The organism is Stagnimonas aquatica, from assembly GCF_003730135.1.
GTDB lineage: Bacteria > Pseudomonadota > Gammaproteobacteria > Nevskiales > Nevskiaceae > Stagnimonas > Stagnimonas aquatica.
This window is the reverse complement of the sequence record NZ_RJVO01000003.1, coordinates 239732-264062: the sequence shown is the minus strand read 5'-3', so window position 1 is coordinate 264062 and position 24331 is coordinate 239732. Positions and strand designations below refer to the sequence as shown.

At 65.7% G+C, this 24331-nt stretch carries 22 protein-coding genes; 6 read left to right on the top strand and 16 right to left on the bottom strand.

Translation table 11 applies throughout. The features are described from left to right. The first annotated feature begins 15 nt into the window (after positions 1 to 15). Positions 16 to 1149, top strand: coding sequence for a succinyl-diaminopimelate desuccinylase (dapE, locus tag ED208_RS08440; RefSeq protein WP_123211446.1), 1134 nt, complete (start codon positions 16 to 18; stop codon positions 1147 to 1149). 24 nt (positions 1150 to 1173) lie between these two features. Here the strand turns inward: dapE and ED208_RS08435 are convergent, their stop codons facing one another. After that, positions 1174 to 1647, bottom strand: a complete 474-nt coding sequence (locus tag ED208_RS08435; protein ID WP_123211445.1) for a GNAT family N-acetyltransferase — start codon at positions 1645 to 1647, stop codon at positions 1174 to 1176. Positions 1648 to 1838: 191 nt separating this feature from the next. On the opposite strand from ED208_RS08435, the gene ED208_RS08430 reads away from it, so the two are divergent. Both ED208_RS08430 and ED208_RS08425 read left to right on the top strand, forming a co-directional pair. Then, positions 1839 to 2678: a metal-dependent hydrolase gene (locus ED208_RS08430; RefSeq protein ID WP_123211658.1), complete on the top strand. Its 840-nt coding sequence runs from the start codon at positions 1839 to 1841 to the stop codon at positions 2676 to 2678. A 58-nt stretch (positions 2679 to 2736) separates the two neighbouring features. Further along, positions 2737 to 3735 carry a YheT family hydrolase gene (locus ED208_RS08425; protein WP_158608485.1) on the top strand — a complete coding sequence of 333 codons (999 nt, stop codon included), beginning with the start codon at positions 2737 to 2739 and terminating at the stop codon, positions 3733 to 3735. A 77-nt stretch (positions 3736 to 3812) separates the two neighbouring features. On the opposite strand, the gene ED208_RS08420 is transcribed toward ED208_RS08425, so the two are convergent. From ED208_RS08420 to ED208_RS08365, 12 genes are all read right to left on the bottom strand, one after another. Next, positions 3813 to 4166: a YciI family protein gene (locus ED208_RS08420; protein ID WP_123211443.1), complete on the bottom strand. Its 354-nt coding sequence runs from the start codon at positions 4164 to 4166 to the stop codon at positions 3813 to 3815. An 8-nt stretch (positions 4167 to 4174) separates the two neighbouring features. After that, on the bottom strand, positions 4175 to 5092 hold the full coding sequence (locus ED208_RS08415) for a 5'-nucleotidase (protein WP_123211657.1): 918 nt from the start codon (positions 5090 to 5092) through the stop codon (positions 4175 to 4177). After that, positions 5089 to 5481, bottom strand: coding sequence for a type II toxin-antitoxin system VapC family toxin (locus ED208_RS08410; protein WP_123211442.1), 393 nt, complete (start codon positions 5479 to 5481; stop codon positions 5089 to 5091). Before ED208_RS08410 ends, ED208_RS08415 begins: the two co-directional genes overlap by 4 nt. Beyond that, entirely contained in the window at positions 5468 to 5776 is a 309-nt protein-coding gene (locus ED208_RS08405) for an AbrB/MazE/SpoVT family DNA-binding domain-containing protein (protein WP_123211441.1), read from the bottom strand. Before ED208_RS08405 ends, ED208_RS08410 begins: the two co-directional genes overlap by 14 nt. Positions 5777 to 5870: 94 nt before the next feature. After that, positions 5871 to 6662 (bottom strand): SDR family oxidoreductase, encoded by a 792-nt coding sequence (locus tag ED208_RS08400; protein WP_123211440.1) that lies wholly within the window; start codon positions 6660 to 6662, stop codon positions 5871 to 5873. Between the two features lie 7 nt (positions 6663 to 6669). Continuing rightward, complete coding sequence (locus tag ED208_RS08395) at positions 6670 to 7614, bottom strand: NAD(P)-dependent alcohol dehydrogenase (protein ID WP_123211439.1); 945 nt, start codon at positions 7612 to 7614, stop codon at positions 6670 to 6672. A gap of 327 nt (positions 7615 to 7941) precedes the next feature. Further along, entirely contained in the window at positions 7942 to 10173 is a 2232-nt protein-coding gene (locus ED208_RS08390) for an AAA family ATPase (RefSeq protein WP_123211438.1), read from the bottom strand. 325 nt (positions 10174 to 10498) lie between these two features. Continuing rightward, on the bottom strand, positions 10499 to 11515 hold the full coding sequence (locus ED208_RS08385; RefSeq protein ID WP_123211437.1) for a class I fructose-bisphosphate aldolase: 1017 nt from the start codon (positions 11513 to 11515) through the stop codon (positions 10499 to 10501). A 379-nt stretch (positions 11516 to 11894) separates the two neighbouring features. Further along, positions 11895 to 14969, bottom strand: a complete 3075-nt coding sequence (locus ED208_RS08380) for an efflux RND transporter permease subunit (protein WP_123211436.1) — start codon at positions 14967 to 14969, stop codon at positions 11895 to 11897. Between the two features lie 13 nt (positions 14970 to 14982). Then, on the bottom strand, positions 14983 to 16092 hold the full coding sequence (locus ED208_RS08375; RefSeq protein WP_199720557.1) for an efflux RND transporter periplasmic adaptor subunit: 1110 nt from the start codon (positions 16090 to 16092) through the stop codon (positions 14983 to 14985). Positions 16093 to 16182: 90 nt separating this feature from the next. After that, on the bottom strand, positions 16183 to 16776 hold the full coding sequence (locus ED208_RS08370; protein ID WP_123211434.1) for a TetR/AcrR family transcriptional regulator: 594 nt from the start codon (positions 16774 to 16776) through the stop codon (positions 16183 to 16185). 93 nt (positions 16777 to 16869) lie between these two features. Continuing rightward, a complete protein-coding gene (locus ED208_RS08365) occupies positions 16870 to 17796 on the bottom strand; it encodes a LysR family transcriptional regulator (protein ID WP_123211433.1) in 927 nt (308 codons plus the stop codon). 78 nt (positions 17797 to 17874) lie between these two features. Here ED208_RS08365 and ED208_RS08360 point away from each other — a divergent pair, with 78 nt between their 5' ends. Genes ED208_RS08360 through ED208_RS08350 form a run of 3 tightly spaced genes read left to right on the top strand, consistent with a single transcriptional unit; the run spans position 17875 to position 20871 of the window. Next, complete coding sequence (locus ED208_RS08360; RefSeq protein ID WP_123211432.1) at positions 17875 to 19107, top strand: acyl-CoA dehydrogenase family protein; 1233 nt, start codon at positions 17875 to 17877, stop codon at positions 19105 to 19107. Next, complete coding sequence (locus ED208_RS08355; protein ID WP_123211431.1) at positions 19104 to 20177, top strand: phosphotransferase family protein; 1074 nt, start codon at positions 19104 to 19106, stop codon at positions 20175 to 20177. Before ED208_RS08360 ends, ED208_RS08355 begins: the two co-directional genes overlap by 4 nt. A gap of 1 nt (position 20178) precedes the next feature. After that, positions 20179 to 20871 carry a histidine phosphatase family protein gene (locus ED208_RS08350; protein WP_123211430.1) on the top strand — a complete coding sequence of 231 codons (693 nt, stop codon included), beginning with the start codon at positions 20179 to 20181 and terminating at the stop codon, positions 20869 to 20871. Between the two features lie 50 nt (positions 20872 to 20921). Here ED208_RS08350 and ED208_RS08345 read toward each other — a convergent pair whose 3' ends face one another. The 3 genes from ED208_RS08345 to dnaJ form a co-directional block, all read right to left on the bottom strand. Continuing rightward, positions 20922 to 22742 carry a monovalent cation:proton antiporter-2 (CPA2) family protein gene (locus tag ED208_RS08345; RefSeq protein WP_123211429.1) on the bottom strand — a complete coding sequence of 607 codons (1821 nt, stop codon included), beginning with the start codon at positions 22740 to 22742 and terminating at the stop codon, positions 20922 to 20924. A gap of 134 nt (positions 22743 to 22876) precedes the next feature. After that, positions 22877 to 23146, bottom strand: coding sequence for a DUF167 domain-containing protein (locus ED208_RS08340; RefSeq protein WP_123211428.1), 270 nt, complete (start codon positions 23144 to 23146; stop codon positions 22877 to 22879). 6 nt (positions 23147 to 23152) lie between these two features. Then, a complete protein-coding gene (gene dnaJ, locus ED208_RS08335; RefSeq protein WP_123211427.1) occupies positions 23153 to 24277 on the bottom strand; it encodes a molecular chaperone DnaJ in 1125 nt (374 codons plus the stop codon). Positions 24278 to 24331: the final 54 nt, after the last annotated feature.

Below are 24331 nucleotides of genomic sequence, written 5' to 3'. Positions count from 1 at the left end.
TCTGTCTCCCCTGCAATGCCCTACGACTCGCCGGTACTCGAACTCACCACCCAGCTCATCGCCCGCCGCTCGCTGACCCCCGACGACGCCGGCTGCTGCGCGCTGATCGCCCAGCGCCTGGAAGCGCTCGGCTTCCGCAGCGAATGGATCAATGCGGGCGGCGTCACCAACCTCTGGGCCAGCTACGGCAGCGGCGCGCCGCTGAGCATCCTCGCCGGCCACACCGACGTGGTACCCACCGGCCCGCTGGAGCAGTGGCACAGCGATCCCTTCGCGCCAGAGATCCGTGACGGGGTGCTCTACGGCCGTGGCGCCGCCGACATGAAGTCGGGCCTGGCGGCGATGATCTGCGCGGTGGAGCGCCTGCTCGCCGCCGGCCCGGTGCGCGGCACGCTCGCCTTTCTGATCACAAGCGACGAGGAAGGGCTGGCCCAGTACGGCACCCGCCATGTGGTGAAAGTGCTGGCCGAGCGCGGCATCAAGCCGGACTACGCTATCGTCGGCGAGGCCAGCAGCAACCAGCAGCTCGGCGACCGCATCATGATCGGCCGCCGTGGTTCGCTGAACGGCGTGCTGAAGGTGTTCGGCAAGCAGGGCCACGTCGCCTATCCGCACAAGGTCGAGAACCCGATCCACCGTTTCGCACCGGCGCTGGCGGAACTGGCCGCGACAGTCTGGGACCAGGGCAATGCGCACTTTCCGCCGACCTCCTTCCAGGTCTCCAACCTCAATGCCGGCACCGGCGCCAACAACGTGGTACCGGGCGAGTGCGTCGCGGTGTTCAACTTCCGCTACTGCACCGAGTCCACCGAAGCCAGTCTGCGCGAGCGCGTGCATGCCATCCTCGACAAGCACGGCCTGCGCTACGAGCTGGCTTGGCAGCTATCCGGCGAACCCTTCCTCACTGAGCAGGGCGCGGCGATCAGCGCCGCCCAGGCGGCGATTGCCGAAGTCACCGGCCTTACTCCCGAGCTGTTCACCGGTGGCGGCACCAGCGACGCCCGTTTCATCAGCCCCTGGGGCGCGCAGACCCTGGAAATCGGGCCGATCAACGACTCCATCCACAAGATCAACGAGCATGTGCGAGTCGCCGACCTCGAGCCGCTGTCGGCGATCTATGAGGGCACCCTGAAGCGGCTGATGCGCTAGAAAACCCGCCTTCCGCCGCCGGCTTCAGGCCGGCGGCAGGCCCGGCAGCCGCAGCGTCATGAACACGCTGTTCGGGTCCTCGCGGTAGTCGCCGAACGGCCCGCAGTACTCAAAGCCGAAGCTCTGGTAGAGCCGCTGCGCCGGCTGGAAGGCGGCCATCGAGCCGGTCTCCAGACTCAGGCGCTGATAGCCGCGCGCCCGGGCGACCTCGATCAGATGGGTCAGGATCGCGCGCCCGGCGCCGCGCCGGCGCAGGGCCTCCGGGGTACGCATCGACTTCACCTCGCCATGGCTGGCGTCCAGCTCCTTGAGCGCGCCGCAGCCGAGCAGCGTCGCGCCCTCCCAGGCGGACCAGAAGCTGATGCCCGGCTGGCGCAGCTTCTCGATATCCAGCGCGTGCACGCTCTCCGGCGGCGACAGCGCGTACATGCTCTGGAGGTGCTCGTTGAGCAGGGCGTGGATTTGCGGTCGCGAAAGATCGTCGATCTCGATCTGCATGGGCGGGCTGGCGGACAGTGAACCGCGCAACAGTAGCGCAGCGGCGACGCCAAGCTGAACCCCGCCGCCCGCGCCCGGTCAGACCGATTACGCAGGGCCAGATTGCCATCGACCGATGTCACTGAGGCCATAGGTCGAATCCGCTCGCGGGCGTAGCGTCGAACCCAGTCATGCAAGACGAGGAGAACGACATGGACAACCCACAGCCGCAGCGCCGCGATCTGCATTTTCCGCTCGATGCCGGCCGCATCAACGACTGGCACAGCCGGGGCGAGCACGTCAGCCAGTTCTTCAACACCATGTCGCTGTACTTCCCCGAAGGCGAGAAGTTCTTCATCCAGGCGGTGCGCCACTACCGGGATCGGGTCAGCGACCCGACGCTGCAGCAGGCGGTCACCGCCTTCATCGGCCAGGAGGCCATGCACGGCCGCGAACACCGGGTCTACAACCAGTTGATGCAGGACGCCGGCCTGCCCGCCGAGCGCATCGAGACCTTCTCGCTCAACCGCCTGAAGATGGCGCACAAGATCTTCCCGCCGTCGATGCAGTTGTCGATGACCATCGCCCTGGAACACCTCACCGCGATCATGGCCGCGCACCTGCTGCGCACGCCGGAGGTGCTGGGCGGCGCGGCCTCGGCGCCCGACTACGTGCGGCTCTGGCGCTGGCACGCGCTGGAGGAAACCGAGCACAAGGCGGTGGCCTTCGATGTCTGGAAGACGGTGATGCCCAATACCCTCGGCAGCTATCTGAAGCGCTGCTGGGGGCTGATCCAGACCAGCTGGTTCTTCTGGCTGTTCACCGCAATCTTCCACTGGAAGATGTCGAAGGCGGCGCATCCCAAGGAAAGCCATCTGCGTGGCTATCTGCGGCTGTTCGGCTTCCTGTTCATCAAGCCCGCCGCCTGGCTGGCGCTGGCGCCGGCCTGGTTCGCCTACTTCAAGCCCGGCTTCCATCCCTGGCAGCACGACAACCGCGAAGCGCTGGCGGAACTGCCGCAGTTGGTCAGCGAGGTCCGCGCAGGCGCCTGATGGCGACGGCGCGCGCGCCGCTCTACCATCGGCCCTCGCCCCGCACTCCAGCCAGCCCGTGGTTCCTTCGTTCTCGCCCGCCCCGGGCCTGCGTTCCGCCTTCCTGCAATCGGTACTGGCCAGCAAGCGCCCGGTACGCTGGCTGTGGCGGCGGCGCGGACTCGACCTCAACGCGCTGTCCAGCCTGCGGCACTTCCTGGTGCGGGACGAGTCCGGAGCGGCCGTCACCCTCACCGGCTGGCACACACCCAGCGCCAATGCGAAGGCGCTGGTGGTGCTGATCCACGGCTGGGAAGGCGGGCAGGATTCCAGCTACCTCTATGGTCTGGCGTGCAGCCTGCACCGCGCCGGCTACGCCCTGGTGCGACTGTGCATGCGCGACCACGGCAGCACCCACCACGGCCTCAACGAGCAGATGTTCCACTCCGCCCGCCTGCGCGAAGTCGCCGAAGGCGTGCTGGCGGCACAGGCGCTGGAACCCGGCCTGCCACTGTTCGTGGTCGGCTTCTCGCTGGGCGGTAACTTCGCCCTGCGCATGGCCTTGCGTGGCGGCGAGTACGGGGTGAATCCCCGACTCAGCATCGGTATCTCACCGGCGATCAATCCGCGCTCGACCCTGATCGGCATCAACGAGGGGCCCAAGCTGGTCAACCGCTACTTTCTCGACAAGTGGCGCAAGACCATGGACGCCAAGGCCGCCGCCTTTCCTGGGCGCTACGACTTCAGCCGCCATCGCGCCATCGCCGACTTCACCGAGATCACCCGCGCCTTCGTCGAGGACCACACCGAGTTCGAGACCCTGGACCATTACCTGGAGCAGTACACCCTGACGCCCGCCATGCTGATGGCCAGCCCGCAGCCGCTGGCCATCCTCACCGCCCGGGACGATTCGGTGTGCCCACCGGCCGACTTCGAAGGCCTCAAGGCCGGTGGCAAGGTCGTCGCCTACGCCGCCACCGAGCGCGGCGGCCACTGCGGCTTCATCGAAAACTGGAAGCTGGATAGCTGGGCGGAAGCGCGGGTACTGGAACTGCTGGCGCAATCCTTGGCCAGTTAGCGATTTCCCTCCCCCGCTCGCGGGGGAGGGTCAGGGTGGGGGCGTTTCCCGCGAGCTTCCCGCAATCAGCGCCTTCGCTACAGGAAGCAAGGCCCGGTTTCGCGCACTTCGACAGTCGCCCATTCCGTCGCCGGGCATTCGGCGGCGACCGCCAGGGCTTCCTCACGGCTGCCGCAGGCGAGCAGGAAGAAGCCGCCGACCATTTCCCTCGCTTCGGAGAACGGGCCGTCGAGCAGATGGTCGCGACCCTCACGCTTTTGCAGGCGCACGCCCTCTTCATCCGACTTCAGCGATTCCACCGCCAGCAGCAGGCCGCGCTCCTTCAAGCCGGCGCCGTACTCGACCATGCGCTGGTAGAGCGCGCGGCCCTCGGCCTCGCTGCGGCTGGCGCGCTGGCCGCGCGGTTCGTTGATGAGCAGGACGAAGGGCATGGCGGCTCCTAGTCGTTGATGACGCCGGCGGCGACGTGACCGGTGGGCACCACCCGCGCGGCGGCGTCGCAATGGCGGGTCTGGTCGTCGAAGAAGAAATCCGGCTCGAATTCCTGCAGGAAGGCGCTCTTCTCCAGTCCTCCCAGGAACATCGCCTCGTCCACTTCCAAGCCCCAGTCCAGCAGGGTGCGGATGGCGCGCTCGTGCGCCGGCGCGCTGCGGGCGGTGACCAGGGCGGTGCGCAGGCGCATCGGCGGCGCCGGCTCCACGGTCTCGCCCTCGCCCGCCCGCTTCATACGGTGCAGCGCCTCCAGCAGCGGCTTGAACGGCCCCGGTGGCAGCGGCGTGGCGTAGCGCTCGGCCTCGTGGGCCTGGAAGGCGTCGAGGCCATTGGCCTGGAACACCCGCTCGGCCTCGTCGGAAAACAGCACGGCGTCGCCGTCAAAAGCGATGCGGATCTCCTGCGGGTGCGCCACCGCCACGCGCGCCGACTCGGCATAGACCCGCGCGGCGGGAAAGCCGGCGTTGAGCGCGTCACGCACGTCGGCCTCGTTCATCGACAGGAACAGATGCGCGTGCAGCGAGCGCAGGTAGCCGAACGGCGAGCGGCCACGAGTGAACACGCAGCGCTCGATGGCCAGGCCATGCGCCTTGGTGGAGCGCAGCACCCGCAAGCCCGAGACCGGGTCATTGCGAGACAGGATCACCACCTCGACGCGCTGCTGCTCCGGCGTGTTGAAGGCCAGGAGCTTCTGCACCAGCGGAAACGCCACACCCGGCTTGGCTGGCGTATCGAGACGGTCGAACTGCAGGCGCATGTAGGCGCGGTCGTCGGTCTGCTCGAAGACGCGGTTCTCCTCCTCGAAGTCGAACAGCGCCCGCGAGGACAGCGCGACCACCAGCTTGCCTTCGAGCGTCGGCATCAGGGCGCCGCCACCACGGCGAGCGTGCGCGGCTTCGCCTTCTTCGCTGTTGCGATCAGCGCCTTGTCGAAGCTGCGGAAACCCTGCTGCCGCTGACTCAGCGCCAGATGCAGGGCATCGGCGAGGTCCATGCCCTGCTCCGCCCAGGACAAGCCCAGGGCCACCGCCTCGCCCTGGTCGCAATGCAAATTCGGCAGCCCCAGCAACGCGCGCAGATCCTCGATCACCTCCTGCTCGGAGGCACGCACGCAGCCCAGCACCCAGGCCAGTTCCAGAAAAACCGTCACCGGCACCCAGACCGCCGTCTTGAGCAGCGCATCGGCCCGACGCACCTGCGCGGCATCGTCGCGCAGCACGAAGCGGGCAAGCACATTGGTATCAACGGCCTGCACGGCTGCTCAGGTCCTTCTCTAGCAGCTTCTCGCCGATGCGCCGACGCAGCTCGGGCTCGGAGAGCTTCCGCGCACTCGCCTTGGCACGCCCGACAAAACCCTCGCGAACCTGCTCGAAGCTGACCCGCGGCACACCGGGGTAGCGCTCCGACGCACCCGAGCCCGCCACCGGCCGTAGCAACAAGCCATCCGGCACGACTTCCACCGAAAGACGCGCACCCGGAAGCAGTTGCGCCGACTGGCGTGCCTTGGCCGGAATCACGACCTGGCCTTTGGTGGAGAGTGTGGTGTGCATCTTTGCAAGCCCGAAGTAAGACGCCAGGTAAGATGCGCCCGTCCCACTAGCTGGTCAAGCTACCAACCAGGGCTCAAGCGCTCCGAGCGGGCCCTCAGGTCACCTTGGCGCGCTTGATCGCGTAGCTGAGCAGGCCCGGCAGATGGCGCTTGAGGCGCACGAAGATCGCTTCCTTGCGGCCGATCAGCGCCTCTTCGCGGCCGGCGGCGACCGCCGCCCAGATCTGCCGCGCGCATTCGGCCGGCTCCATGCCGTGCAACTGGCCGGCGTCCATCACCCCGTGCTGACCGCCATCGGCGGTGATGGCATTGAGCGAGACATTGGTCTTGATGAAGCCGGGGCAGATCAGGGTGACCTGCACGTTCTCGCGCCAGACCTCGGCGCGCAGCGCGTCGTAGAAGCCGTGCAGCGCGTGCTTGGCGGCGGCATAGCCGGACCGCAGCGGCGTGCCGACGTAACCGACCACGCTGGAGATCACCACCAGCGTGCCACGCTTGCGCGCCACCATGCCCGGCAAGAGCGCCTTGGTCAGCGCCACGCAGGCGAAGAAGTCCAGCTCGAAGATGCGCCGGTAGACCTCCATCTTGGTCTCCAGCACGGTGCTGCGCTGACTGATGCCGGCGTTGTTGACCAGCACGTCCACCGGCCCGAAGAAGCTGGTGGCCCTGGCGGCCAATGCCTCGGCATCGAAGGCGGTGAGGTCCACCGGCAGCAGCGCCACGTTCTGCGGATTGAGGCAGGCCGCGCGCACCCGCTGCAACTCGGTCTCGCGGCGGGCGCTCAGCACCAGCCTGGCGCCCTGCTCGGCGGCGCTGATCGCCAGCGCCTCGCCGATGCCGCTGCTGGCGCCGGTGATCCAGACCACCTTGTCTTGCAATTGCCTCATGGGCTCCTCAGGGGATGTCGAGCACGATCTTACCGTGGGTGTTCTTGCCCTGAATCATCGCATGCGCCCGCGCGGTTTCCGCCAATGGCAGGCGCGCCGCGATCAGCGGCTTGAGCCGGCCCTGCGCCACCCATTCCGAGAGTTGTTCGAGGTCGGCGCGCTTGGAGCGCACGACTACCAGCCGCGCCCGTTTCAGTGGCGACAGCCGGGTGAGCAGATGATCCCGGATGTTGCGCGCGCTTGGCACCGTGCTGACGTAGCAGCCTCGTGCCGTCAGCAGTGGTTTCACCGCGCCATAGCGCTGGTTGCCGAACACGTCGAAATAGGCCTGATAGCGGCCGGGCAGCCGGGCCGGATCGGTCTGGCGGTAATCGAACACCTCGTCGGCGCCGAGACCGCGCACCAGCTCGGCGGAGTCGGCGCCACAGATCGCGCTCACCCTCGCCCCCAGCGCCTTGGCGATCTGCACCGCCAAGGTGCCGACGCCGCCCGAGGCACCGTGGATCGCCACCCGGTCGCCGGGCCGGACGCCGGCGAGGTCGCGCAGCGCCTGCAGTGCGGTCTGCGCCGCCAGCGGAATGGCGGCGGCCTGGGCGTAGTCGAGCCCGGCCGGACGCGGCGCCAGCTCGTCCGCAGGCAGCGCCACGTACTCGGCAAAGGCGCCGGCACGCCAACTCTGAATCATCCCGTACACCGGCTGCCCTGGCGTGTAGCCGCGCACACCCTCGCCGACCGCTGCCACCTCGCCGGCCAAGTCGTAGCCCATGCGCTTCGGGAACCCAGGACCGGCCAAGCGCTTGAATTTGCCTGAACGCACCAGCGCATCCTTGGGATTGAGCGCGGCGGCATGGATGCGTACCAACACCTCGCCAGCCGCCGGCTGCGGCTCCGACCTGTCTCGTAGTTCGATGACCTCGGGGCCGCCGTAGCGGTCGTATTCGATGACTTGCATGGTCTGGGCCGTGGTCTTTACAAAGTGCAGCGTTAATCGGTCGGCAGAGTCTCCTGCCGAGCCAACATCATCCCCTTATCGACCGGGCCTGAGCCATAGGCCACCGAGAAAGCCATCTGCAAACAGCGGTGGATTGCTTACCCAGCTGACCACCTTTTGCACGCCTCGAAGTTGTCTCGTTGAAACCAGAAGCGGCCACTGGCGCCTTGACTACCGACGACGATTAAGCGGCAGAAGCAGCCGGTCAGACACACTCCGACTCAGCGCCGCGCCACGCAGCGGTCTTTCTGCGTAATCCAATTGTTGGGTGACGGCTCATAGAGCGTTTCATACCGCCATCACCGCAGGGGTGTCCTCCACGAAAGCGTCAGCCATCATCATCCTGTAGTGCGCGCTGTGTCCTGACTTCTCGAAGATTGCCCTGAACACTTTTAGGTAGGCATCCACCATCGTGTCCTCAATCGAGACGTACAGATCGTCGTGCGCGTAGTGCGAACCGTCATGCACCCACGAGCAAAGCGATTTGCAGATTATCTTCTCTTTTCCTTCAAACATTGCGCACAACCCATCAAATTCGATACCGCCTAGAATCTTGAAGTAGTTCTCCAAGATTCGTCGAAGCGTGTTTTGAATGGCTATATTTGATCGCTCTGGTTTGCGAACCTCCGCCCATAGCAACTCGTAGGATGTCTTGATTGGGTTCGTCAGATGCTTGTCGAGCTTTGAGATCAACCCGGACTTGCGCACGATCCAAAATGTTTCCTCTTTCATCGCAACGTCCTTGCGCTTAGGGTTATAGGTGACCTCCTTGTGAAAGTAGACGTTATGCGTGAGAACGAATATCTGTTTGACGTAACCGGTTCCAGCACGCACTTCATCGAATAGTCCTTTGATGAGACTGCTGACGATGAAGAGAATGTCGCTATCAAGACTCGAGACAGGGTCGTCAAAGACAACAATTCGGTCCGTGGTCATTCCGCTGTCAGACTCGCTACCTTTAAGCAGGTGGTAGAAATAGAGAAAAGTGACGAAAGTTTTCTCGCCCTCGCTCAAGGTTGCCTTGGCGTCGGAGCCATCCAAGCGAACCAGTTTGTAGGACGTTCCATTCGCGGCTTTCGCAAGCTTGAAACCTTGAAACCCGAATGACAGAAGCAGACTGTTGATCCCGTCTATCGTGGGCTGGATGCTCGTAGTTTTTTTCTCCAGCTCGCGAATCTCGATTTCCTTCTTAACCTTCTCAGTCGTCGCTGTCGTTATCTGGTCTTTTATCGATGTGATGGCTTTGTCCAAGCCTTCTTTCGCTGTCTTGAAAGCAGCGAGGTCGGTCTTCAGTTCTTCGAGGACGAACTTCCATACTTGGGCAGTCAGCGTCGCGCGCTCCTTCGCAAGGTTAGCGACCATCTTGTTGTGAGCAGTCACTTGGGTGTTGGCGACATCAATCAGCGTACTAATCGCTGTGCAGACGTTGCCCAGTGGCTCCAATTCGACTACCTGGCTAGCCTCCTTTTTCTTTCCGGCAAGACGCTGGTTGTTAACTATGATGCGCGCAGCAAGTAGCTCTTTCTCTGCCTTTAACTTCTCGACATCAAGAAACTTGGGCGGCGAGGCAATGGTCACGGATATTTGTTGCTGAACCCGAGCTGCTTCGGTGGCGTAGTTCGCAGCAAGGTCGTCAACCTGCTTGCTGTCGGCCATGAATGACTCATCGAAATACTCGTTCAGACTCCGTGCAAGTGCGTCGGTCGTGTCCTGTTGGCAGAACGGACAGATTTGATCGTTCGCTGCGTAGAATCGACGACCCTCACGGACCCAATCGCTGTTCCCGAGTTTTCTAATCATTGCAGCGATATCGACGTCATCCTTGCCGATAACCCGCTTCGTCAAAATTGGATTCGTCTCATGTGAGAGGAGTTGGGACGTGTCGAGCGCTGTGACTGCTGTCTCCGTCATGGGCGTCGGTCCAAAGACACTTCCAGCTTTCGTTTCCAACTCCGCCAAAGTCAGGAGTGTCGCAGTGTTAGACGTTTGCTCTTGAAGCACTTTCCCCTTGAATTTTTCTGAATTGTTCCTAAAGCCCTCGAAGCCGCCCTGCAGTTTCGCGTCATGCTTCTGCTTCTGCACCCAGCACTTTTCTTTGAATCCGTTCTCAAGTGCAGCCAACTCGCCCTTTTTTCCGCCGCTTCCATCTGCACCTTGCAATCCCAACGTTAGGGTTGCAACTTTGGTTGTGATGGCGTCGAGTTCAGTTTTCGCGGCCGCGATTTTCGCAGCGACATCAAGTTGTTTCTCGCCCAACGTAAATACGCCTTTCAGCTCGGTCGATTGGTTGAAGTTCCTTTCGACGAAGTCACGGTTGTATACCAGTGGCTGAAGTGTTGCTCCTGCTCTCCAAATAACCTTGCAACTTGGAAAAGCTGGCGCATCCGCAATCACTCGGCTGACGGTCGTCTTTCCCGCGCCGTTCGAGCCGAAAAAGAAATTAAACTGAGAAAGCGCATTAAGTTGCTCGGACGTGCCGCTGAAGGTCGCCACTCCGGAAATAGTGATTGATTCGATCACGGCCCCTGTCCCCTTGCTTTGATTGTCGAGGCGTTCCCGACGCCTAGTTTTGATACTGCCGTTCTCGAACGGCCGAAGCAATCTCAAGGTGCCGACTGAAAGTCAGCTGTGGGCTGCTTTGCCCCACTCCCGTAAACCGCCCGACAATCCGCTCGCGCGCGCTCCGCAGCCAGCAGTGGTGCTGACCACCCATTCCGGCATCTGGCCGTCAATAGATCGAGTCTCGTGGCACTACTCCAAGTCCATATTTCTTGCACTTGGCCATAAAAAACCCGCCAGCACCTCTCGGTGCGGGCGGGTCTTTCGGTCGCGGTAGCGAGGTGGCTTAGGCCGCCTTTTCCAACGACTTGTCCCACTGACCCAGCGCGGCGAGGCCGTTCATCTTGGCGCGGTGCAGGTGGGCGGCCTTGCCGGCTTCCACGTTGCTGCCGCCCCAGGCCTTGAGCGCGGCGGCCTGCAGGGCGCGGCCGTAGCTGAAGGTCAGGCCCCAGGTGAAGCCGCCGATCTTGTTCATGGAGTCCAGGTGGGCGGTGGCCAGCTCGTCGCTCTGGCCGCCGGAGAGGAAGGCGATGCCGGGGACGGCGATCGGCACGCGGCGCTTCAAGACGCGCAGGGTGGCTTCGGCGACTTCCTGCACGCTGGCCTGCTCGGGGCACTTGATGCCGGGCACCACCATGTTGGGCTTGAGCACGATGCCTTCCAGCAGCACCTGCTGGGCGGAGAGTTCCGCGAACACGGCGTCGAGCACGATGTCGGTGACTTCCTCGCAGACCTCGATGCTGTTGTCGCCGTCCATGAGGATTTCCGGCTCCACGATCGGGACGATGTCGGCTTCCTGGCAGAGCGCGGCGTAGCGGGCCAGGGCGTGGGCGTTGACGTGGATGGCGTAGTCGCTCGGGGCTTCTTCGTTGATGGTGATGACCGCGCGCCACTTGGCGAAGCGGGCGCCGGCGGCCTTGTACTTCTGCAGGCGCTCGCGAAGGCCGTCGAGGCCTTCGGTGATGGTTTCTTCCAGACCGCCGCCGGCCAGGGGCTGGGCGCCCTTGTCGACCTTGATGCCCGGGATCACGCCCTTGGAGGCCAGCAGTTCCGGGAACGGCACGCCGGCCAGGCTCTTCTGGAACAGGGTTTCCTCGAACAGGATCACGCCGGAGGTGTGCTGCTCGAAGCCGGGAGTGGTGAACAGCATGTCGCGGTAGGCCTGACGGTTGGCCTCGGTGTTCTCCACGCCGATCTTGTCGAAGCGCTTCTTGATGGTGCCGGTGGACTCGTCGGCAGCAAGGATGCCGCGGCCGGGAGCGACCATGGCCTTGGCGGTGGCGTTGAGAATCTGTTCGTTCACGTAAAAACCTCGTTCGGATTGTCTTTAGGGCGCTGAAAACCGGCGGGATTTTACCCGTAGCCGCCCCTGGCGTCATCGCCGGGCCGGGGGAATCGGGGCCGCAGGCAGCACCAGGGGCCGGTCTGGCTGCCAGGGAGGCGGGTGGCGCAAGGTGTTGCCAGGGCATTCCCAGGCTGGAATGGCGCCCTCTTTCCTCGCGGTGCGAAGCAGCCCCCTCCCTCGCTTGCGGGGGAGGGTTGGGGAGGGGGCGATGATCGGAGCGGACCAGGCTGGTAGCCCAACCCCTGCGGTCGCACTCGCCGCCCGCCCCCATCCCGGCCTTCCCCCGCAGGCGGGGGAAGGAGACCCGCCGGGTCAGCCTCCAGGCGAATACAGCGAGCTAGCGCCGCAGGAAAGGATTGGCCGGTTGCACCTTGAACCAGGCCGCGTAGAGCGCCGGCAGGAAGGTCAGGGTCAGCAGGGTGGCGACGATCAGGCCGCCCATCAGGGCGATGGCCGCCGGGCCGTAGAACACGCTGCGCACCAGCGGGATCAGCGCCAGCACCGCAGCGGCGGCGGTGAGCATGATCGGCCGGGCGCGGCGTACCGCCGACTCGACGATGGCGGTCCAGGGATCGTGGCCGGCCTTGATGTCCTGCTCGATCTGGTCCACCAGGATCACCGAGTTGCGCATGATGATGCCGGCCAGCGCAATCACCCCGAGCAGGGCCACGAAGCCGAAAGCGGTCTGGGTGATGAGCAACGCGAAGGCGGCGCCGATGATCCCCAGCGGCGCGGTCAGCAGCACCAGCATGGTCCGCCCGAAGTGCTGCAACTGGATCATCAGCAGCAACAGGATCACCACCAGCATCTTCGGCATTTCGGCGTTGATCGAATCATTGGCGACCTGATTGGCCTCCAGCGGCCCGGCGATGCCGATGCTGTAGCCCACCGGCAGCCGCGACTTGATCTCGCCCAGCTGGGCGTCGATGGCATAGGCGGCATCCGGCGACTGGATGCCGTCCAGCACCTCGGCCTGGATGGTGATCGCCCAGAGCCGGTCCCGGCGCCAGAGCACGCCGGGCTCGAAGCTCGGCACCGCCTTGCCGAAGTGCGAGAACGGCACCGACTGCCCGGTGACGGTGGGCATGTAGGCGTCCTTCAGGCTGCCGAGCTGGTCGCGTTCCTCCAGCGGCTGGCGGGCGATGATCTCCACCTCGCGATTGCGCTCGCGGTAGCTGCCGATCGGCGTGCCGGACAGGATGGTGTTGCTGGCGCCACGCACGTCGTTGGAGCTGATGCCGAGCACCCGCAGCTTTTCCTGGTCGACGTCGATCTTCATCACCGCGATCGGCTCGTGCCAGTTGTCGTGGACGTTGCGGACCATCGGGCTGGCACGCACCACCGCCTTCACCTCTTCGGTGAACTGCCGGACCACCGTCGGGTCCGGGCCCTGTACACGGAATTGCAGAGGCCAGCCGGTCGGCGGCCCATTGGGCAGACGGTCGATCTTGGTCCGCACCTCGGGAAACTCGTCGTCGATCCAGCCGTGGATGCGCTTGCGCAGACGCTCGCGGGCCTCAAGGTCCTTGGACAGCACCATGAACTGCGAGATGTTGGTGTGATTCAGCTGCTGGTCGAGCGGCAGGTAGAAGCGCGGGCTGCCGGAACCGATGTAGGCAACGTAATCGCTGACATCGGGGTCCTGGGCCAGCTTGGCTTCCATGCGCTTGGCCACGTCTTCGCTGGCGGCAAAGCTCGAACCCTCGGGCAGCCAGAGTTCCACCATCAGCTCCAGGCGGGTGGAATCCGGGAAGAACTGCTTGGGGATGAAGCGGAAGCTGAACACGCCGACCAGGAACAGCAGCAGGGTGGCGACGATCACGGTCCAGCGGTATTCGACGCACCAGTCGATCAGCCGCCGCAGACGCTGGAACCAGGGACCGTTGAACAACTCGTGCTGTTCACCGTCCGGCAGCCGGTGCTCCTTGAGCAGCAGGTAGCCGATGTAGGGCGTGACGTAGACCGAGGCGAACCAGGAGACGATCAGGGCAATGCCGATCACCTGGAACATCGACTGCGTGTACTCGCCGGAAGCCGACTTGGCCAAGCCCACCGGCAGAAAGCCGGCGGCGGTGATCAGGGTGCCGGTGAGCATCGGGAAGGCGGTGGAGGTGTAGGCGAAGGACGCCGCCTTGAGCTTGTCATAGCCCTCCTCCAGCTTGCGGGCCATCATCTCCACCGCAATCATCGCGTCGTCGACCAGCAGCCCCAGCGCCAGCACCAGGGCGCCCAGCGAAATCTTCTGCAATTGCAGGCCGATGGCATCCATCACCATGAAGGTGACGCCCAGCACCAGCGGGATGGTCAGCGCCACCACCAGGCCGGTGCGGAAGCCGAGCGAAAGGAAGCTCACCGCCATCACGATCACCACCGCTTCCACCAGCGAGCGCACGAAGCCGCCGACGGCTTCCCGCACCACCTTCGGCTGGTCGGTGTACTGCTCGATCTCGATGCCGACCGGAAAGGCCGAGCGCAGCTGGGCGACGCCGATCTCCAGACCCTTGCCGACGTGCAGCACGTTGGCGTCGTTGCGCATGACGATGCCGAGCGCGATGGCCTCACGGCCACGATGGCGAATCTTGCTCAGCGGCGGGTCCTGGTAGCCCCGGTAGACCTTGGCGAAGTCACCCAGACGGAAGCTGTTTTCGCCGACCCGGAAGCGACTGTTCTCGATGTCCTGGAGGCTGTCGTAATGGCCGTCGACGCGCACGAAGATGGCCTGCTCGTCGGTATTGAGCACGCCGGCCGGCGTCATCGCGTTGTAGCCGTTCAGCGCCGCCTGCAGCTGCTGGAAGCTGATGCCCAGCTGGGCGAATTTGCGGTAGGAGAACTCGACGTAGACCTTCTCTTCCTGCTGGCCGAGCACCTCCACCTTTTCCACGCCCGGCACCCGCAGCAGGCCATTGCGCGCCTGGTCAACGTAGTCGCGCAGCTCGGCGTAGGTGAAGCCGTCGGTGGTGAAGGAATACATGGCGATGTAGGTATCGCCGAATTCGTCGTTGAAGAACGGCCCGATCAGGTTGCTGGGCAGCGCGCTGCGCACATCGCTGGCCTTCTTGCGCACCTGGTACCAGATGTTCTTGACCTCCTTGACCGGCGTCTCCTCGCGCAGGAACACCATCACCGCCGCCTCGCCCGGCTTGGCGTAGCTCTGCAGCTTGTCCAGATACGGGGTTTCCTGAAGCTTGGCTTCCAGCGGATCGACCACCTGCTGCGCCATCTCGATGGCGGTCGCGCCCGGCCAATAGGCGCGCACCACCATCACCCGGAAGGTGAAGTCGGGATCTTCCTTCTGCCCCAGCTTCAGATAGGAAATGCCGCCGGCGATCAGCAGCAGCACGATCAGGAAGCGGGTGAAGTTGGCGTGCTCGATGGCCCAGCGCGAAAGATTGAAGCGTCCGGAGGTTTCCATGCGCGGCTCCGGCTCAGCCCGCCGCCGGCTTCGGCGCCGTAGGCAGTGCCGGTGGCGCAGCCAGCAGCTTCACCTTCTGCCCGGCGTGGAGGTAGGCGGCGCCGGCGGTCACCACCACCTCGCCGGCACCCAGCCCGGCGCCCACCAGCACCTGATTGCCCTCGACGCCCGCAAACTGCACCGGTTTGAAGCGCACGCTCGAACTCTGTGGTTCCACCACCCAGACTCCGGCCTTGCCGTCCTGGGTGACCATCGCCGAGGACGGCAGATGGATCAGGTCCGGCTGGCCCGGCAGCGGAATGCTCACCGTCGCGGTCATCCGCAGCTTCATCTCCGGCGGCGGCTCGGCGACGCTGATCCGCAGCGCATAGGTGCGGGCATAGGGATCGGCCGCCGAGGACAGCTCCCGGATGCGCCCCGCGTAGCTCTTGCCCGGCTGCGACCACAGCGAGACCGTCACCGGCATGCCGACGCTGAGGCTGCTGACCCGGTCTTCCGGGATCGCGGCAGCGACCTCAATCTCGCCCCGGCGCGCGATCTGGATCACCGGCTGGCCGGCGGCCACCACCTGGCCGGCCTCGGCCAGCACCGCAGTCACCACGCCATCGCTATCGGCCAGCAAGCGCGAGTAGGCGGTCTGATTGGTTTGCACCGCCGCCTGCGCCACCACCGCCTGGGCCTGGGCCTGGGTTGCCTTCAGCTGGGTTTCCTGGCGGTCGTACTCGGCCTTGCTGATGAAGCCCTTGGCCAGCAGCTCCTTGACCCGGCGGTAGTCCAGTTCGGCCACCTCGGCCTGCGCCCGCGCGGCGGCGACCTGTGCCTGGGCGGCGGATTCGCTGAGCACCAGATCCTTGGGGTCGAGCTGGGCCAGCAGCTGGCCGGCCTTCACCTGCATGCCGACATCCACCTTGCGGCTGACCAGCTTGCCCGGCACCCGGAAGCCGAGCGTCGACTCGTAGCGGGCGCGCACCTCGCCGGAGTAGCGGTGCTCCGCCGAGGTCTGGCTGGCGCCGACGGTGAGGGTGCGCACCGGACGGATGTCCTCCACCGGCTCGGGCGCCTTGCCGCAGGCCGCCAGCACCAGGCCCATCGCCGCCAAACCGAGCCGAATCGCAGTTTTCATTTCCCTCTCCTCACGACATGCAGACCGGCCGGGCCGGGCATGAATTAAAAGTGACGACTTTCAGCAATCGTCACGAATCAGACGAAAAAATCAGCCCTTGAGAGCACGAACCAGAAACTCGCCCATGGCGGCGGCCTGGCGCTTGTGATCCTTGGCGAACTGCTCGGCGACGATCTGCGGGTGGCAGAACGGCAGCATGGCGTTGTTGACGCAGGTCTCGACGAAATCGAGGTCGGCCTTGGCGAACTCGCCGGACTTGATGCCCTCGGCGATCAGCCCGCGGACGATGGAGCGGATGCGGCGGATGTGGGCGTCGATCACCCCCCACTGTTCGCGCATCGCCTTGGCACACAGCTCGTGCACCTCGGTGTCTTTCAGGAAGCGTTCGCAGGAGAAGGTGTGCATTTCCAGCAGCAGCTTGCGCAGGCGGTCGGCCGCCGGACGCTGCTCGGCCACCACCGCCTCGGCCTTCTGCTCGACCTCGGTCAGCAACACCTCGGTGATCGCCTCGTTGATCGCCGCCTTGCTCTCGAAGAAGCGGTAGATGTTGGCCGGTGACATCTCGCATTCGCGGGCGATGTCGGCCACCGTGGTCTTGGCATAACCCCAGGCGCGGAACAACCGTTCCGCTGTCGCCAGAATCTGGCCACGGACCTCGGGCTGGGTAAGGGAGGCGCTACGCATGTGACGAATACTAAATTTCGTCAGTCGTGATTGGCAACACCCCGGCCACTCCGTCGCCCCAAAAAAGCAGGGCGTTGCCACCGGCCCTGCCCCTCAGGCCGGCGCCTTGCCGGAATCCATGCGCGCCAGGTCCAGCATCTGCTCGCGCAGCCAGGCGCGCGCCGGCTCCTCCTCGTAGGAGGGATGCCAGTAGAGATGTACCTGCACCGCCGGCAGCTTCAGCGGCAGCGGCAGGACCTGCAGACCGAAGCGCTCGCGCAGCCACTCGGCCTGGGTGCGCGGCAGGGTCAGCAGCAGGCGGGAGGCGGCGACCGCGCGGGCGGCCGCCTCGTGACTCTGGCAGCGCAGCCGCACCCGGCGCTCGATGCCGAGCCGCCCCAGCTCGAACTCCTCCATCGCCGGCCCGCTGCGCCGGGAGGAAACCGCGACATGGTCGGCGCGGCGGTAGTCGGCGGCCGTCAGACGCCGGGCGTCGGCGGCGACCACGCAGTAGCGGTCCTCGAACAGCGGCCGGTGGCGCAGACCCTGTACTGGCTGGGCGATGTCCACCGCCAGGTCCAGGCGGCCGGCGGCGAGATCGGTCTTCAGCTCGCTGCGTTCGATGCGGACGCTGCTCAGGCTTGCCTCCGGCGCTGCCTCGGCGAGGCGGGCCAGCAGCGGCGGCAGCAGCATCGGCTCCATCTCGTCGGCCATCGCCAGCCGCACCCGGCGCAGTTCGCGGGCCGGATCGAAATGGCGCTCGGGGCGCAGGATCGACTCCAGGCTGACCAGGGTTTCGGACAGCCGTGGCGCCAGCTGCTCGGCGCGCGCCGTTGGCACCAGCTTGCCGGCCTGGCGCCGGAACAGCGGGTCGTCGATCTGGTTGCGAAGGCGCGCAAGCGCATGACTGACCGCCGGCTGGCTCAAATGCAGCGCCGCCGCCGCCTTGCCCAGGTGGCGCTCGCGGTAGACCTGATCGAAGACCCGCAGCAGGTTCAGATCCAGCCGCGACAAGCGGCCACGTTCATTCGTTTCCTGCATAACGCCCCATTCAGACAAATCAGTTCATGAATCGACGGCGGCAGCATACGATGCCGTCCACTACCGAGGAGCACCGACATGGACTTTGAACAAAGCGCCAAGAGCAGGGACTACACCAAGCGGGTCCGGCAATTCATCAAGGAGCACATCGCCCCGATCGAGAAGCAGCACTGGGACGAGATCCACGAGCAACGCCACGGCGGCGACTGGAAGAGCTGGCGCATCCCCGACCATGTCGAGAAGCTCAAGGCCATGGCCAAGGCGCAGGGCCTGTGGAACCTGTTCCTGCCCGACCCGGAGCTGGGCGCCGGCCTTTCGGTGCTCGACTACGCGCCGATTGCCGAGGAAACCGGCCGCAGCCTGATGGCGCCGGAAATCTTCAACTGCAACGCCCCCGACACCGGCAACATGGAGGTGCTCTGGAAGTACGGCAATGCCGCGCAGAAGGAGCAATGGCTCAAGCCGCTCCTGGCCGGCGAGATCCGCAGCGTGTTCTTCATGACCGAGCCGGATGTCGCCTCCTCCGACGCCACCAACATGCGGGCGACGGCGATCATCGAAGGCGACGAGATCGTGCTCAACGGCAAGAAGTGGTGGAGCTCGGGCGTTGGCGATCCGCGCTGCAAGATCGGCATCTTCATGGCGCTCACCCCCAACGAGCAGCTCGGCCGCCACAGCCAGCACAGCATGGTGCTGGTGCCGATGGACACGCCCGGGGTGAGCATCGAGCGCATGCTGCCGGTGTTCGGCGACTACGACGAGCCGCACGGCCACGGCGAGGTGCACTTCAAGAACGTGCGTCTGCCGCTCGGCAATGTCATCGCCGGCCCCGGCCGTGGCTTCGAGATCGCCCAGGGCCGACTGGGCCCCGGCCGCATCCACCACTGCATGCGCTGCCTGGGCGCTGCCGAGCAGGGCCTGGATCTGGCCATTGCCCGTGGCATGGCGCGCACCGCCTTCGGCAAGCCGCTGCTCAACCTGGGCGGCAACCGTGAACGCATCGCCGACGCGCGCATCGCCATCGACCAGGCGCGCCTGCTCACCCTCTATGCCGCCTGGAAGATCGACAAGGTCGGCCCGCTGCAGGCGATGACCGAGATCAGCGCCATCAAGGTGGTCGCCCCCAACGTGCTGCAGAGCGTCACCGACATGGCGATGCAGATCCACGGTGGCGCCGGCATGTCGCGCGATACGCCGCTGTCCGGCTTCTTCGCGCAGGCGCGTTCGCTGCGCCTGGCCGACGGCCCGGACGAAGTGCACAAGGGCGTGATCGCCCGCATCGAGCTGGCCAAGCGCGGATATTCCAAATGACCCAGGGCCGCATCGAAGACCGTGGCGGCGCGGTGCGTGAAGGCGAGGAACTGCCGGCCGCGACGATCAGCGCCTGGCTGCGCAGCCTCGGCGTCGAGTTGCAGGGCGAGCCGCAGATCACGCAGTTCTCGGGCGGGGCCTCCAACTGGACCTACCGCCTGCAGTACGCCAACCGCGACCTGATCCTGCGCCGCCCGCCCTCCGGCACCAAGGCCAAGGGCGCGCACGACATGGGCCGCGAGTACACCGTGCAGTCGGCGCTGAAGCCGGTGTTCCCCTACGTGCCGAACATGGTCGGCCTGTGCAAGGACGAGTCGCTGATCGGCAGCGAGTTCTACGTGATGGACCGCATCGCCGGCATCATCCCGCGCAAGAACCTGCCGCGCGGCCTCAGCCTGACTCCGGAACAGACCCGCCAGCTGTGCACCAACATGCTCGACAAACTGATCGAGCTGCACCGCGTCGACGTGCAGGCCGCCGGTCTCGGCAGCCTGGGCAAGGGCTCCGGCTATGTGCAGCGGCAGATCGAGGGCTGGTGCGACCGCTACAGCAAGGTGCCGACCTGGAACGTCAGCGCCTTCAAGGGCGTGCAGGCCTGGCTCAAGGCCAATGCCCCCAAGGATGTCGCCAATGTGCTGATCCACAACGACTGGCGCTTCGACAACCTGGTGCTGTCCAGCGAGGATCCGACCCGCGTGATCGGCGTGCTCGATTGGGAGATGGCCACCCTCGGCGATCCGCTGATGGAGCTGGGCTGCATCATCGCCTACTGGTCGGAGGCCGGCGACGACCGCTTTGCCCAGTACATGCGCCGCCAGCCCACCCACCTGCCCGGCATGTTCAACCGTAAGGAAGTGGTCGAGTACTACCTGGCCAAGACCAGCTTCAAGTGCGAGAACTGGGCCTTCTACGAGGCCTACGGGCTGTTCCGGCTGGCGGTAATCATCCAGCAGATCTACTACCGCTATCACCACAAGCAGACCCGCAACCCGGCGTTCAAGAACTTCTGGATCATGGCCAACTACCTGGGCTGGCGCGCGCGCCGCGTCATCAAGGAATCCGGCATCTGACATGGGCACGATCTACCTGATCCGCCACGGCCAGGCGAGCTTCGGCCACAGCAACTACGACCAGTTGTCCAAGCTCGGCTTCGAGCAGGCGCGGGTGCTCGGCGAGCACCTGCGCGAGCGGCTGCCGAAAGTCGATGCGGTCTACCAGGGCAGCATGCGCCGCCATCGGGAAACCGCCGAAACCTGCCTGGCCGCCATGGGCCTGAGCCTCCCGGTACAGGAACTGCCCGACTACAACGAGTACGACCACGAGGAAGTCATCGCCCGCTACGAGCCGCGCTACGCCGACAAGCGGGTGATGCAGGTGGAGCTGGCGCAGACCGGCGAACCCAAGCGCGCCTTCCAGGCGATGTTCTCGCAGGCGGTGGACCGCTGGATCTCGGGTAGCGCCGATGGCGACTACCGCGAGTCCTGGCGTGCCTTCAAGGACCGCTGCGACCGCGCCCTGGACGCCACCATCGCCCAGCTCGGCGACTCCAAGACCGCCCTGGTGTTCACCTCTGGCGGCGTCATCAGCGCCCTCACCCAGCGGCTGCTGCGCATCCCCGAGCACGAGCTGATGACGCTGAACTGGAACATCGCCAACGCCAGCCTGAGCAAGCTGCTCTACAGCCGCCGTGGCATCAGCCTGTCCAGCTTCAACGAACAGGGGCATTTCGAGGGCCGTCAGAGCGAGTTGCTGAGCTTCCGCTGAGCGCGCAGGCCAGAGCCCAGGCTTGGTCGCCGATCCGCCGGCGACGGCCTTCAGTCGCTGGCGGCGGTTACTGCGGCGGCCTCGGCGTTCAGCGCCTCGCCGGTCTGGCGCGGCGCGGTCAGCGGCTGCGGCTTCAGGCGGTTGCCGTGCATCAGGTCACGGCCGGCTTGCAGACCGCCGGTGAATTGCAGGTCCAGCCGTTCGAGATCGCGGCGACGGACATCGGCGGCGATCTCCGCCGCTTCGGCCTCCGGCACGCCCAGCAGCTTCAACGCGGCCTCGCCGAAGGCGCTGGCGCCGTCGAAGGTTTCGCGCACCCAGTAGTCGACATCGGCGGCCATCAACTGCAAGGCGTGCTCGCGGTCGTAGGCACGCACCAGTACCTTGGCTTCGGGGAATTCGTGACGCGCCAGCTCGACGATCTTCAAGGCCGCCACCCGGTCGTTGACGCAGACCGCGATGGCGCGCGCCTGGCTGGCGCCCGAGGCGTGCAGCACGTCGAGACGGGTGCCGTCGCCGTAATAGACCTTGAAGCCGAAATCGGCGGCGCTGCGGATCATGTCGGTGTCGGTGTCGATGATCGCCACCTCGATGCCGCGCGCCAGCAGGGCCTGGCTGGCGACCTGACCGAACCGGCCAAAGCCGATCACCAGCACCGAGCCGCTGAGATTCTCGGCGCGATCCACGCCGTCGAGCGATTCGCGATCGCCGGGCACCAGCCAGCGCAGGGCCATGACCGCCAGCGGCGTCAGCGCCATCGACAGGATGACGATGGCGGTGAACATGGCATTGGTGGTGGCGTCGAGGATGCCGCCGGCGAGGCCTGCGGCGTAGAGCACGAAGGCGAATTCGCCACCCTGCGCCATCAGCACCGTGCGGTGCATGGCGTCGGCGTGGCAGGCGCCGGTGAGGCGGGCAACGCTGTAGATGCCCAGGCCCTTGACCACCATGAACAGCAGGGTGCCGCCCAGGATCAGCGCCCACTGGGCGCTGAACACCGACAGATCCAGCGACATGCCGACGCTGAGGAAGAACAGGCCGAGCAGGATGCCGCGAAACGGCTCGATGTCCGCCTCCAACTGGTGGCGGAAGCTGGATTCGGATAGCAGCACGCCGGCCAGGAAGGCGCCCATCGCCATCGACAGGCCGCCCCACTGCATCAGCAGGGCGGCGCCCAGCACCACCAGCAGCGCCGCCGCGGTCATCACCTCGCGGGCGCGCGAGGCGGCCAGCAGCCGGAACATCGGGTTGAGCAGCCAGCGGCCCACCAGTACCAGGGCGGCAATCGAGACCAGGCCCAGCGCTACCGCCAGCCAGCGCGAGCCGGTCACCGCCTCGGCCGGCGTCGGCGCCAGGAAGGCCACGGTGGCGAGCAGCGGCACAATCGCGAGGTCTTCCAGCAGCAGCACCGAGACGATGCGCTGACCGCGCGGCGCCGAGGTCTCGCCACGCTCGTCGAGCAGCAGCATGACGGTGGCGGTGGAGGTCATCACGAAACCCATGGCGGCGACGAAGGCCGCCGCGCCGCCCAGGCCGGCGAGCAGGCCCAGCCCGGTCAGCAACAGGCCACAGAGCAGCACCTGCGCCAGCCCGAGTCCGAAGATCTGCCGGCGCAGACTCCACAGCCGCGAAGGCTGCATCTCCAGGCCGATGATGAACAGGAACATCACCACGCCCAGTTCGGCCACGTGCAGGATGGACTGCGGATCGGAGAACAGACCGATCCCGAACGGGCCGATCAACAGACCGGCGGCGAGATAGCCCAGTACCGAGCCGAGCCCGATGCGCTTGAACAAGGGCACCGCCACCACGCCGGCAGCCAACAGGGTGACCACGCTGATCAGTTCACTGCCCGCCGCTTCCGTGCTCATGCTGCTGTTTTCCCCGGTCGTGTGTTGAACCGCCATCGTCGCTGGCGGATGGCTGGCGGCAAAGCCTTACCGGATCGTCGCAGACTTTCCCGGCCGATCCCAGCCGCCACTGGCACTGGACTGCGGCGGCGCGGCTAGCGGCTCAAACGGCGGTGCAGTTCCTGGGCGTCCAGGCCGTCGATCTCGGCCAGCTTGCTGGTGGAAGTCTCGCCCCGCACGATGCGCACCGCCGACTTGGGCAGGTGCAGCACTTCGCAGAGCAGGTCGACCACCGCCTGGTTGGCCTTGCCCTTCTCCGGCGCCACGGTCACCGACAGCTTGAGCGTCTCGCCCATCCAGCCGGTCACCGCATTGCGCGAGGCCTTGGGCGCGACCTTGAGCGGCAAGCGCAGCGGCGCCGACATCCCGGGCTAGGCGATCTTGTCGAAGAACTGCTTGGCCTTGCTGAGCCAGCCCGCCGACTCCGGCGTGTGCTTGCCGCTGTCGCCGTCCACCGCCTCGCCGAAGGCGCGCAGCAGGTCTTTCTGCTTGCGGTTGAGGTCTACCGGCACCTCCACCACCAGATTGCAGATGAGATCGCCCTGCGGGCCGCCGCGCACCGACTTCACGCCCATGCCGCGCAGCTTGAAGGTCTTGCCGCTCTGGGTGCCCTCGGGAACCTTGAGGCTGGCCTTGCCCTTGAGCGTGGGCACCTCCAGTTCACCGCCCAGGGTGGCGGTGACGATGGACACCGGCACCGTGCAGTAGAGATCGCTGCCGTCGCGCTCGAAGAACTCGTGCGGCTTGACGTTGATCTGCACGTACAGGTCGCCGCTCTGGGCGCCACGGTCGCCGGGCTCGCCCTCGCCGGACAGGCGGATGCGGTCGCCGGTATCGACGCCGGGGGGAATCTTCACTTCCAGGGTCTTGTCGCGCTTGAGCTTGCCGACGCCACGGCAGCTCTTGCAGGGATCGGTGACGCTCACCCCGCGCCCACGGCAATGCGGGCAGGTCTGCTGCAGCACGAAGAAGCCCTGGCGCACCTGCACCTGGCCGGACCCCTGGCAGGTCGGGCACTCGCGCGGCTTCTTGCCGTCGGCGGTGCCGTGGCCATTGCAGGCCGAGCAATCGTCCCAGGTGGGGATCTTGATCGACTCGGTGACACCGAACACCGCCTGCTCCAGCGTCAGCTCCAGCAGGTAGCGCAGGTCGGAACCCCGGCGCGGCCCGCCACGGCTGCCACCACCGCCACCGAAGATGTCGGCGAAGACATCACCGAAGATGTCGGAGAAGCCACCGCCACCAAAGCCACCACCGCCGGCACCGCCACGCTGCAAGCCTTCGTGACCGTACTGGTCGTAGATCTTGCGCTTCTCGGCGTCGCTCAGAACCTCGTAGGCCTCGCTGATCTCCTTGAACGCCTCCTCGGCCGCCTTGTCACCCGGATTGCGGTCCGGGTGATGCTTCATCGCAAGCTTGCGGTAGGACTTCTTCAGCTCCTCTTCGCTGACGCTTCTGACGACGCAAAGAACTTCGTAATAGTCGCGCTTACTCATGACCGGGAGCGGGAAGTGGTGAAAGGCAGAGACGATGGATCAGCGGCCGCGCCG